At 44.2% G+C, this 12094-nt stretch carries 9 protein-coding genes and 2 pseudogenes; 6 read left to right on the forward strand and 5 right to left on the reverse strand.

Translation table 11 applies throughout. The annotated features are described in order from the left end of the window. From RTR63_RS10075 to merR, 4 genes and pseudogenes are all read right to left on the reverse strand, one after another. Positions 1 to 737: pseudogene (locus tag RTR63_RS10075) on the reverse strand (IS3 family transposase); the annotation flags it as partial. Between the two features lie 82 nt (positions 738 to 819). After that, positions 820 to 3663, reverse strand: a pseudogene (locus RTR63_RS10080) (Tn3 family transposase); the annotation flags it as partial. A gap of 39 nt (positions 3664 to 3702) precedes the next feature. Beyond that, positions 3703 to 4665 (reverse strand): site-specific integrase, encoded by a 963-nt coding sequence (locus tag RTR63_RS10085; RefSeq protein WP_312524051.1) that lies wholly within the window; start codon positions 4663 to 4665, stop codon positions 3703 to 3705. Positions 4666 to 4748: 83 nt separating this feature from the next. After that, positions 4749 to 5156 (reverse strand): Hg(II)-responsive transcriptional regulator, encoded by a 408-nt coding sequence (gene merR, locus RTR63_RS10090; RefSeq protein WP_007116058.1) that lies wholly within the window; start codon positions 5154 to 5156, stop codon positions 4749 to 4751. A gap of 71 nt (positions 5157 to 5227) precedes the next feature. Here merR and merT point away from each other — a divergent pair, with 71 nt between their 5' ends. The 5 genes from merT to RTR63_RS10115 all read left to right on the forward strand — a co-directional run bounded on the left by merT (position 5228) and on the right by RTR63_RS10115 (position 9611). Next, positions 5228 to 5578, forward strand: coding sequence for a mercuric ion transporter MerT (merT, locus tag RTR63_RS10095; RefSeq protein ID WP_040403539.1), 351 nt, complete (start codon positions 5228 to 5230; stop codon positions 5576 to 5578). Positions 5579 to 5591: 13 nt separating this feature from the next. Continuing rightward, positions 5592 to 5867, forward strand: coding sequence for a mercury resistance system periplasmic binding protein MerP (gene merP, locus RTR63_RS10100; protein ID WP_040403538.1), 276 nt, complete (start codon positions 5592 to 5594; stop codon positions 5865 to 5867). 262 nt (positions 5868 to 6129) lie between these two features. Continuing rightward, positions 6130 to 7752 (forward strand): mercury(II) reductase, encoded by a 1623-nt coding sequence (gene merA / locus RTR63_RS10105; protein ID WP_007116055.1) that lies wholly within the window; start codon positions 6130 to 6132, stop codon positions 7750 to 7752. Between the two features lie 11 nt (positions 7753 to 7763). Then, entirely contained in the window at positions 7764 to 8399 is a 636-nt protein-coding gene (gene merB, locus RTR63_RS10110) for an organomercurial lyase MerB (protein WP_007116054.1), read from the forward strand. Between the two features lie 189 nt (positions 8400 to 8588). Next, positions 8589 to 9611, forward strand: coding sequence for a DNA-binding protein (locus RTR63_RS10115; protein ID WP_312524054.1), 1023 nt, complete (start codon positions 8589 to 8591; stop codon positions 9609 to 9611). Between the two features lie 304 nt (positions 9612 to 9915). On the opposite strand, the gene RTR63_RS10120 is transcribed toward RTR63_RS10115, so the two are convergent. Continuing rightward, the gene (locus RTR63_RS10120) at positions 9916 to 10368 is read right to left on the reverse strand and encodes a MerR family transcriptional regulator (protein WP_036594787.1); all 453 of its coding nucleotides are present in this window, start codon (positions 10366 to 10368) and stop codon (positions 9916 to 9918) included. A gap of 105 nt (positions 10369 to 10473) precedes the next feature. Here RTR63_RS10120 and RTR63_RS10125 point away from each other — a divergent pair. Continuing rightward, positions 10474 to 12094 (forward strand): heavy metal translocating P-type ATPase (locus tag RTR63_RS10125; RefSeq protein WP_312524056.1); only part of this gene is annotated, 1621 nt, incomplete at its 3' end.

Genomic DNA, 12094 nt, shown 5'->3' on the forward strand with positions numbered 1-12094 from the left:
GTAACGGCTGTACCAATCAATCACCGCCATCAAATACACAAACCCTTTAGACAGGGGGATGTAAGTGATGTCCGTACTCCATACCTGATTACAGCGGATAATGGGCACATTCCTAAGCAAATAGGGATAAACTTGATGCTCAGGATTAGGTTTACTTGTGTTAGGATGCTGGTAGATGGCATCGAGTCCCATTTGCCGTAATAGTCTGCGTACTCGCTTGTGATTGACATTATAGCCTAATTGTCTCACATATGCTGTCATGCGTTTAACCCCGTAAAATGGGGTTCTGGTATATTGCTCGTCAAGCAGGTTCATCAAGGTAACACCAAGCTCACTGATGGGCATTGGCTGATAGTACAGGCTTGAGCGGTTAATACCCAGTAGTTCACATTGCTTACGGGTACTGAAATCTTTATTGTCAGGCTCTAGCAGTTGTTTACGAGACTCTAAGTGAGCTGTGAGGACTTTTTTTTAAGCCAGTCTCGTTCACTAATGACTTGCCCCAGTTGCCGATGCAGTTCATCGATGATGGCTTGCTGGGCTTGTTCGTTGTCATGCTGTTTGGTGTTAAAGGCACTGGGTATAACAGCCAAGGCTTGCTTTTTCCAGTTGCTGATTTGGGTTGCATGCACGCCATATTCTGCGGTTAATTCGTTGATTGTCTTGTGCTCTTTGATGGCTTCAATGGCAACTTTGCTTTTAAATTCAGCATTGTGACGTTTACGAACTTTTGTCATTAGATAGACCTCTTTTCTTAAGGGCTATTCTATCTTATTTGCTACGAATTTTTGGTCTAGTTTTCGGGGAGTATTATACTTCATTGATCGGAACGCCCTCTTCCTGCATTTTTTTCAATGCTCCCGTCATTGCTTCAACGTTATGTAAGATAGCTAAATTAGCAACCAACTGATTGTATTTAACAACTTTGCGTTGCTCATGGCGTACATTCTCGGCAATTACACCCTGATTACCAAAAAACAGCCATTTTATAAACTGATTAAATTCTTAACTTTTGTTGGTTGCAGCATTGATGGTTTTGCGCAACTCAACATCACCGATATATTTCAGTAAAAATTCAGTTCGCACCACTCTTCCCAGTTCGCGGAAGGCAAAATATAATTTATTTTTGCGGCTTGCTGTTCCAAGGCGACGCAATATGGTTGAAGGGGTAATTTTTCCAGCTTTGATTGATAAAGCAATTCTGAGCATATCTGGCAAATGAGTTTCTATGAGCTCCCAATTAACCGCTTCGCTAAACAATCCGTTGATATGTTCATATCGCACGCTACGATCAGGTTTGAAGAACACTAATTTTTTAAGATTACGAATCCGTGGCATTAAGTTTATACCCAGTAGATAAGCCAATCCAAATACAGGTGCGCTTTGTGCGTGTGTGTCGCCATGCAAGGTGTCTGGCTGAATATCGGATTCATTCTTAATCAAACCATCAAGAATGTAAATCGCCTCGTAAACACCGCATGGAATGAAGTGGCTGAATAACGCAATATACATATCTGAGACATGGTAGTAGCCTATACCACCGTATCCGCCATAGCGAATATGATACTCAGACAGCAGGTTTTGTTCATACATATTCCACTTTGTGCCATCAGCGGAAGCACTTTTCCCTGTGCCCCAGTATTTGGGTAACAAGAATTTATTGTACGCATTGATGACTTGAACAATCGCTTTTTCCAGACGCTCCTCAGTCATATGATGCAGGTTAAGCCAAGCAACTTGTTTTCGGCTAATTCCTTTAACTGAACGAGCGGTTTGAGTTGGGCCTAAATTACAGCCATAACAAAACAATGTTGTGACAAAGCGCTTACGGGGATCATCTATTTTTGCTTCAAATCCAGAGAGTGGGCCAAATTGTTCATGAAGATCCAACCAGCCTTCTGCTTCTACTAAAATATCGAGGATATTTTTCTCAGGTAATCGAGAAGCAAACTGTTTGTCTACATAATCAAGCGCAGCGGGCTTTGTATCAGAATGTTGTTTCCGCAAAATAAGTTCGGTACCATTTAGGTCAACATGCTCATTTTTTGGAAAACCTTGATCAACGCGCGATGCAGTATCAGACAGCCAAACTTTCAATCCCTCAACAAATTCTTTTGGTTCGGTTGAAATATTTAGCATTTCACCATATTCAGCGACTTGAGTTTGATACGTTTCCCAGTCTACTAATTGATCTCTGTAATCGCTATATTGATCACTATTTGACACATAAAGATCACCAGATTGCAATTCCCGCATTGTTTCGGTTAGCACACAGAGCTCAAAATACTTACGGTTTACTTCTACGACCGCACCAGATCGTTGGCCTGTCACTAATTTTCGCCATTTCTCTGGAATCCATTTGAGACTAATATCAGTTCCTGTAAGTGGCAGCCATAGTTTGTGACTTTGTCGATGAGCAAGGACAAAATGAATCGCATTAATTAACGATAAATCCGCAGACGTTGACTTCAGGTCAAGTAAACTCAAACAGTTGAGTAGAAATGGCCGCTGATTTTGATAGGGTACAACCATAAATGGTAGGTAGTTATTGCCAGCGTATGCCATGTGCTCTTCGCATTCAGCTAAGAGGAGTGCTGGCTCACTATGCATGGCCGCTGCAACACGTTGACCGCGTTCTTGATCCGATTCACCTTCTTGAAAAGCTTCTAATACATCCCGTAATTGTGAGACCAGTTTTTCTGCCCGTTTTTGATGTTCTAAATAATATTGCTGGAGTTTTTCTTCAGCACCAGAATGCAGTTTTCGTAACTTACGCACAAACATCTCAACCGCATCATCAAGCACTCGACTCAACTGTGTATGAAATAAAATCACCATCAGCGCATAACGTTTATTTTTCTGAGTATTCCTTAAATCACCAGCTTCCAGTGCCCGTGCTTCATGCATATATTGGTTACGTTTAACCACAGGAATATGAGTCACTTCGGGGAGGTCAACTGAATAAGTTTTCAACCAAGCAACATGGTCTAGATATTGTCGAACCTCACTATTCGTAGGCTTCTTTGGTTCTTGTTTTAATTGTTGCCAACCGCTGAATGTTTGGTCTGGTGCAACGATGAGCATCGTATCAAACTGGTCGATTATTTGTGGAGAAAGTGCATCCGTCAAACTTCGGAAATAGCGCTCATTGACTTGATTACGAATACGCTGGGCGCTTCGATTTAGTGTACTAAAGGCTGGAAGTTCAAAACGTTGTCGAATGAGCTCTTCAATAATAACATTGATGATATCTGCCAATTCTTGTTTGGTTTGCGCCGCTAAAGTCGCAGCTTGCTCTGTGGCGGCTGATGTTTCAGAGGAAATTGGTTTAATGTTTAAGTAAGATCGAATTGCCTCCATGGAACGTTGACGAAAATCGGACTTTTCTTCGGCTAGTAGATCACGCATAGGGATTATTCGTAAATCTAATTTTTTGTTCAGAAAGGCTATGATGACAGGCGGTATTTCAGCGAGCATTGGAAAGTATCCAAGTCGCTGTACAGTCTTGAGTAAGATGATTAAATATAACTTTGCTGGTGCCCTACGAGTAATTCCTTTTACAAATTTGAGTTCTTCGGCTGTTGGCGTGTAAATGTCATGTAGGTCACGTGAGGTCAATTCTTGTTTAAAGCGTGGATAAGCTGTTTCATGAATGCTAGTCACGCTTTATTTCCTCTTATCTGGGTAAGTTTTATACAAAGACTATAATCGAGTGACCAACTGCTCTGAAGGCGTCAACATTGACTCAATACGATGCTGCGCAAATGGATCGACACTTTCAAGATAACGCATTGCTGAATTTATATTTTTCCAACCTACATATTCCATTAGCATTTTTAAATCCCAACCATTGGAAGTTGCCCAGTTTGCAAAGCCACGACGTAATGAATGAGCACTATAAAGCATAGGCGAATCAATTTTTGCTTCTGTAAACAGTGAACGCAGTAATGGAATAAGGCTATCTTCGTGCAGGCGGTTTTGGCCGATATGTCCCCATTGGTTCACAGAGCGAAACACGGCACCGCTTGTTAAGCCACTGACTTCAATCCAGTCGGTATATGCTGTAACGGGGCATAATTGAGATAATGCAGGTGCTTTAAAACGAGTACCTTTAAGTTGGCGATCTCCTTTGGTTTGAGGAAAAAAACAGATCATCCCTTCATTTGGGACGATTTCAACATGTTCCACGTGCAACCGTGTCAGTTCATCACCACGGAAGCCACGCCAAAATCCAAGTAAGAGCATGGATTTATTGCGGGTATGTCGTAATACGTCGCCATGGCTATCCGTAAGTCTAGCCGATTCAATAGATTGATCAAGCCAATTTATAACCAGCCTTAATTGCTCAATTTGAAATGGTTTTGCTCGCTTTTCTTGTGCGGGATGAAGGGTTTGAATGCCGCGAAATACCTTGCGCACAATAGGGGCTTTTGTGGGATCAGGAAAGCCTTGATCAAGATGCCACTGCGCTAATGCAGCCAGCCGTTGCCTTAGTGTATTGATCGACAACAATCCCACATGATCAACTAAGTATCGTGCAACACCATCGGCAGTTGCAGGTAGAAAGCCACCCCATTCAGTTTCAAAGTGCCGAATAGCAGATTGATAACTGCGACGAGTATTATCACGTGTCGCGGCATGAACATATTGATCTAGTTTAGTCACGGATACTCACCTGATATTCTTATTAGCAATCGTTGAAGGTTTGCTAATTTATCGACTACTAAATTCTAGGATTGAAAGAGATATTACTCTCCATGGAGTGCTGCAATTAGCGGGCATGAAACGTTTTCCCCCTGTGCATGGCAGGCACATACAAGCTCAGACAGCACTGCTTCCATACGCGTTAGATCGGCCATTTTTTCACGGACGTCTTGGAGCTTGTGTTCGGCCAGATGACTAACTTCATCGCAGTGGGTACCATCGTCCAATCTGAGTAATTCAGCAATTTCATCCAGACTAAAGCCTAATCGTTGGGCTGATTTTACAAACCTCACTCGCGCCACATCAGCCTCACCATATCGACGAATACTGCCGTAAGGCTTATCTGGCTCAGGCAATAAGCCTTTGCGTTGGTAAAACCGAATGGTCTCCACATTGACCTTAGCTACCTTGGCAAAAGAGCCTATGGTTAAGTTCTCCAAAATATCTCGCATACCACTTGACTCCGTACATAACTACGGAGGTAATCTTACGCTATCCACTCAAGATTTGAAACGAGAAACTTATGTCTAAATCACCAAATGGACGCGGTGCTCTTTTCGCTGGCGGATTGGCAGCGATCCTTGCATCTACTTGTTGTTTAGGTCCACTGATTCTGGTCGCATTGGGATTCAGTGGTGCTTGGATCGGGAACTTAACCGCATTGGAACCGTACCGCCCGATTTTCATCGGCGTGGCACTGGTGGCGATGTTTTTCGCTTGGCGGCGAATTTTCCGACCAGTACAAGCCTGCAAGCCAGACGAAGTCTGCGCGATCCCACAGGTACGAACCACGTACAAGATCATTTTCTGGGGAGTATCTGTACTGGTACTGATCGCACTTGGTTTTCCTTATGTCGTACCATTTTTCTATTAGACTGGAGTTCATCATGAAAAAGTTGTTAGTTTCTATGGTTCTTGCAGCCGCTGTTTCCCCTGCATTGGCAACCACTCAAACCGTCACGCTCTCTGTGTCAGGTATGACCTGTGCAGCCTGCCCAATCACTGTAAAGAAGGCGCTCACCAAAGTCGATGGTGTCAGCAAAGTAGGCATCGTCTTCGAGAAACGCGAAGCCATCGTTAGCTACGATGATGCGAAGACCAATATCCAGAAGCTAACCAAGGCAACCGAGGACGCTGGCTATCCATCAACTGTCAAACAGTAGAAATCTCTGGAAAGGCAACAGCTTGGGGGCATAAACATGAAAGCATGGCTGATCTCGAAGAAAACCGATCTCATCATCATCGTTACAATCGCCAGTGTTGTAACGCTTCTGATTGTCGGTGGGATTTGCTGCTGATTGTCAGACTGGCGAGGTCATTACATTCGTCAGTCTGACTGGGTGGTGCAGCCTGATAACTACAATCTATGAATAAATTGCGAACGGCGGAGTTAACCGTTGCCATCAAAACCACAGGAGCAATCACATGACCCAATTGCGAATTACAGGCATGACCTGCGAATCTTGCGCAGTGCATATCAAGGAAGCTTTGAATAAAGTGGCAGGCGTGCAGTCAGTGGATGTGTCCTACGCCAAGGGTACGGCGCAACTTGCAACCGAGCCAAGCACATCTCTGCCTGCACTGATCGCTGCCGTAGCAGGACTCGGCTACAAGACCACACTCGTAGATGCCGCGCCAACAGAGAAGCACGAAGAGCTACATATCGCCGTCATTGGTAGTGGCGGCGCTGCAATGGCGGCAGCGCTAAAGGCCGTCGAACAAGGCGCGACGGTCACGCTGATTGAGCGCGGCATCATCGGTGGCACTTGCGTCAATGTCGGCTGCGTACCGTCCAAGATCATGATTCGTGCTGCCCATGTCGCCCATTTGCGCCGCGAAAGTTCGTTCGACGATGGTATCGCCGCGACTGTACCAGTGATTGATCGCCGTAAACTTCTGAGCCAGCAGCAGACTCGTGTTGATGAACTACGTCACGCCAAATACGAGGGTATTTTAGAAAGTAATTCATCCATCAACGTGCTACACGGCGTGGCCAGTTTCAAGGATGGCCAAAGTCTCATCGTGCGCTTGAATGACGGCGATGAGCGCGTTGTGGCATTCGATCGCTGCCTGATCGCCACGGGTGCCAGTCCATCCATTCCGCTCATCGCTGGCTTGAAAGACACGCCGTACTGGAATTCCACCGAAGCCTTGGTCAGTGACACCATTCCCAAACGCTTGGCTGTGATTGGTTCGTCTGTAGTCGCGCTGGAACTGGCTCAGGCATTTGCCAGATTAGGTAGTCAAGTCACGATTCTGGCACGCAGTACGCTGTTCTTTCGTGAAGACCCCGCTATCGGTGAAGCGATCACCGCCGCCTTCCGTGCCGAAGGGATCACGGTGCTGGAACACACGCAAACCAGCAACGTCGTACATCAGGATGGTGAATTTGTACTTACCACGGGACACAGCGAAGTACGTGCCGATAAGCTATTGGTCGCCACGGGCCGAACACCGAACACGCGCAGCTTGGCATTGGATATGGCAGGTGTTGCCGTCAACGCGCAAGGAGCTATCGTCATCGACAAAGGCATGCGTACCAGTGCCACACACATTTATGCCGCTGGCGACTGTACGGATCAACCACAATTTGTCTATGTAGCCGCCGCCGCTGGCACCCGTGCGGCCATTAATATGACAGGCGGTGATGCTGCAATCAATCTAACAGCTATGCCAGCGGTGGTGTTCACCGATCCACAAGTCGCTACCGTGGGCTACAGCGAAGCGGAAGCGCATCACGACGGGATTGAGGCCGACAGCCGCCTACTTACGCTGGATAACGTACCGCGTGCGCTCGCCAACTTCGACACGCGCGGCTTCATCAAATTGGTCATCGAAGAAGGTAGCGGACGACTCATTGGCGTACAGGCTGTGGCACCTGAAGCGGGCGAACTAATTCAAACGGCAGCGCTTGCGATACGTAACCGCATGACCGTTCAGGAATTGGCTGACCAGTTGTTCCCCTACCTGACGATGGTCGAGGGACTGAAGCTCGCGGCGCAGACTTTCTCCAAGGATGTGAAGCAGCTTTCGTGCTGCGCGGGGTAAAGGGAACAATTATGGATATCACACGCTACGTTACAGAGATTGCCAATCGTCTCATCCCAGCCAATCAGCCTAAAAACTTAGCAAGTCTATTTAGTGTATTGCTGCATGAACTGATTAAAGGGCAATCAGTTTCACCCACAATCCTGGCAACGGCTTTAAATTGCGACCTTGAGCAATTAGCGTCGATACTTAAAGAAATTCCTGGTATCGAATATGACAATACGGGAGATATTGTCGGGTATGGTCTCACGCAACGCGAAACCATGCACACCGTTGAAATTAATGGCCAACGGCTATACACATGGTGCGCACTCGATACCTTGATTTTTCCACCGCTGCTTAATCAAACCGCTTATGTGCATTCACGTTGTGCGAGCACCAGCGTGCCTATATTGCTTACTGTTACACCCGATGAGGTGTTGGACATCACTCCATCTGATGCCGTGGTATCACTGATACTTCCGCAGAATAAAACTGATATTCGTTTATCATTTTGCTGTCATGTACATTTTTTTGCCTCCAGCCGTGTAGCTCACGACTGGGCTTTAGAGCACCCACGAGTTGAAATAGTGACTGTCCAAGAAGCATATGAATTGGGGCGTAAACTGGCTAGGCATTTGTCGGCAGTAGGTCAAGCAACAAATTAAAGAAGTCTTTGGCAGCATGTAATATTTCTTATAAAAACTCCCATCTTATTTATATAAAACGCCATAACACAGGATAACGGCTAGTTATCCTGTGTCATTTATCATCCAAAAATAACTTGATTAATTGAAATTGTTAGTATGTAATTACGTGGTATGTAATATATTACACTATAGAGTGGGAGGGCTGTTATGGCGCGCACGGGACTGTATAAATCTGAAGTTAAGAAGGCTCGTGAGTCTTTACTGGCACAAAGTAAATACCCCTCCGTCGATGCGGTGCGCGTAGAACTCGGCAATACAGGGTCAAAAACGACCATTCATAAGTATTTGAAAGAGCTTGAAGAGGAGGACGGCGGAGCCACTAGACACAAAGTTGACATCAGTGAGGCTTTACAGAATCTCATTTCGAGACTCTCTAGCCAATTGCAAGATGAGGCTAATGTTCAAGTCAATGAAATACGTGCTGAAAGTACCGTAAAGGATCAACAACATGCTGAACAATTATTAGCTTTACATACTGAAATTGAAGCATTGGGTAATCGAGTGCGGCTGTCAGAAAGCACTCTGCTTCAGGAAAAGTCGTCTCATCACGAAACGCATATTGCCCTACAAAAGGAAACGATAGCTCGTCATACGTTAACGCAACAAGTTGCCGACTTGAATGATCGTCTGGCCGAGAATGAGGCGCATCGTCAGTCACTTGAAGAAAAACACCAGCACGCACGAGATGCTTTAGAACACTACCGCCAATCCGTTAAAGAGCAACGAGAGCAAGATCAACGACGCCATGAGCTACAGATACAGCAATTACAAGCAGAACTGAGTCAAGTACAGCAGACAGTCATCATCAAACAAGATGAATCAACCAAATTGAATCAAGAGAGTACGCGTTTGGCCGCAGATTTATCCCATGCTCAAAGAGGCTTGAGCGATGAGTTACATAAGAATCAGCGACTGGCTCAGCAACTACAAGCCAATGAGCAACATAGTAAAGTGTTGGAAGTTCAACTTGTAGATAGAGAAATCATGATCGCAAATCAAAATGATCAACTGGTTGAAGCAACAAATCAAATGGAATCATTCAGCGCTAAAGTGCATGGTCTTCAGCTAGAATTAGCAACTGCAAATGCCAAGTTGGAAGCGCAGGACTCCATTTTAGGTGAATTGCGCGATTTTATGAGCAAAACGAACTTCAAGGCATTGGTGGAGTAAATTTCACCCCAAAATTTACATCGTAAAGCTAATTCGGGTAGTGCAGTGGATAAAGAGAAATATTAAATAAAAAATTTAAAAACAATTATTTACTTCTTATTTTGCGGAATTTTACACGAATCCCAGCCGACCCTCAAGCTGTGCCGTCCGTCTGAGGTGGTGCTAGATTTGATTGATATGCCTTTAACTCAAACTTTTGTCAAGGAAGACGGGGAAAAGATTGAGCCGAAATCTTAAGTAAGAATTGGCAGTAAGCTGTCCTATTATGAGCTACATATAGATACCCAAGTATTATATGTTACCTCTACCGTATTGCCTCTAGCTCTGTCGTAGATAGTTTAATTCCTTCTTCTATTAAAGTGGGTGCGAATTGTAATGAATGAATTACTTTGCACTTATCGACAGAATCTTGTTGACAATTGCTCATTGTGTGTAATAAGGCTCGAATAGTTTGTAATTGCTGTATTTTTTGTTCAATCTGTGCCAAATGGCTAGCAACTAGCTTATCCGCTATCACACAGCTTTGGTTGGGATTTTGCTTAAGTTGATTAAAAGCCTTAATTTCTTGCATTGTAAAACCTAATGAACGACAGGTTTTAATAAATTCTAATTGTTCAATAGCATGCTGGTTAAAATAGCGGTACGCATTTTCGCCTCGACTGGCTTTATTTATCGCCCCAATTTTCTCATAGTAACGGATAGTTTCGATATTAATCCCTGTTTTTTTACTTAACTCGCTGATTTTAAATATAGACATAAGTGACCTTTTCGTATGACTTGGATTATTATTACTTGACCCTGTAGTGACTACAGGGTTTATAGTAACAGGTAATCTTTAATAAAACCATTAGAAAGGTGTCGTATGTCAAAAAATTGTTGCTGTACCGACGAGGAAGAAAAAATCATAACCGCTAGCCATGGCAACCATGAGGGTCACAGTAATGAAGATGGGCATGACCAGTCGCATGACACAGGTGACAAAACCACGTTTCAGCTTTTTTTACCAGCGATAATTGCCTTTGTGGTATTAGCCATTGGGCTAGTGCTTGACCATGTGATAAAACCTGTATGGTTCACGGAAATACCACGCTTTATTGTATATGCCATTGCTTATATTCCTGTGGGCTTTCCTGTGTTAAGAGAGGCTTTTGAAAGTATCAAGTCTGGCAATTGGTTTTCAGAATTTTTTCTGATGGGTATTGCGACCATTGGGGCATTTGCCATTGGCGAATACCCCGAGGGTGTTGCCGTCATGCTTTTTTATACTATAGGGGAAATCTTTCAAGCAATGGCAGTACAACGTGCAAAGGGAAATATCAAAGCTTTGCTTGACCAACGTCCTGATGAGGTCACCATCATTGAAAATAACCAACCCAGCATTGTTAAAGCTATATCCGTGGGTGTCGAACAAATTATTCAGCTAAAAGCAGGTGAAAAGCTAGCACTGGATGGGGTCTTACTTTCTGATACCGCTTCATTTAATACCTCGGCTTTGACAGGGGAAAGTAAACCCGATACCAAACGTCAAGGCGATGTGGTATTGGCAGGGATGATTAATTTACAAAATGTGGTGCAAATTAGAGTTACGACTGCTTATCAAGATTCCAAGCTGTCTAAAATTTTAGCCTTAGTGCAAGATGCGACCCGCCAAAAAGCCCCGACTGAGCTTTTTATCAGTAAGTTTGCCAAAATTTATACCCCGATAGTAGTTGCCTTAGCGATTGCTATTACCCTTGTACCCTATTTCTTTGTGGCTGATTATGTGTTTAGTAATTGGCTGTATCGGGCTTTGGTATTTTTAGTCATATCTTGCCCTTGTGCTTTGGTGATTTCGATTCCGCTTGGCTATTTTGGTGGTATTGGGGCAGGTAGCCGTAATGGAATTTTATTTAAGGGCAGTAATTTTTTAGATACCCTAGCGACCATTGACAATGTGGTGATGGATAAAACGGGAACGATGACTGAGGGGGTGTTCAAAGTCCAAGAGGTAAACATTGAGCCAGCCTTTGACCCAAATATGATGCTAGGCTATCTAAATGCTATAGAAAGCAAATCTACGCATCCCATAGCTACCGCAGTCCACGAGTATGTTGGGCAAGTCGATAGCACGATTGCCCTAGACAATGTGCAGGAGATTGCGGGGTATGGTTTAACCGCTAGTATCAAGGGGCAATCTTTTTTAGCAGGAAATGCAAAATTATTGGATAAATTTAATATTCAATATCCTAGCGAAGTGGCTCAAAGTATTGATACTGTCATCGTTATGGCGTATGCAGGGCAATATGTGGGCTTTCTTACCATTGCCGACCAAATCAAAGCAGATGCTTCTCATGCCGTTGATACCTTAAAACAGCTTGGGGTCACGACTACAATGTTAAGTGGTGATAAAACCGCCGTAGTAAAGTCAGTCGCCGACAAGTTACACATTGGGGTCAGTACAGAAAACGGAAAAAATAGGGCGGTAAGGAATTTTGTCGAGTTTT

It is taken from the genome of Moraxella sp. CTOTU47724 (assembly GCF_032014955.1).
Classification (GTDB): domain Bacteria; phylum Pseudomonadota; class Gammaproteobacteria; order Pseudomonadales; family Moraxellaceae; genus Faucicola; species Faucicola tetraodonis.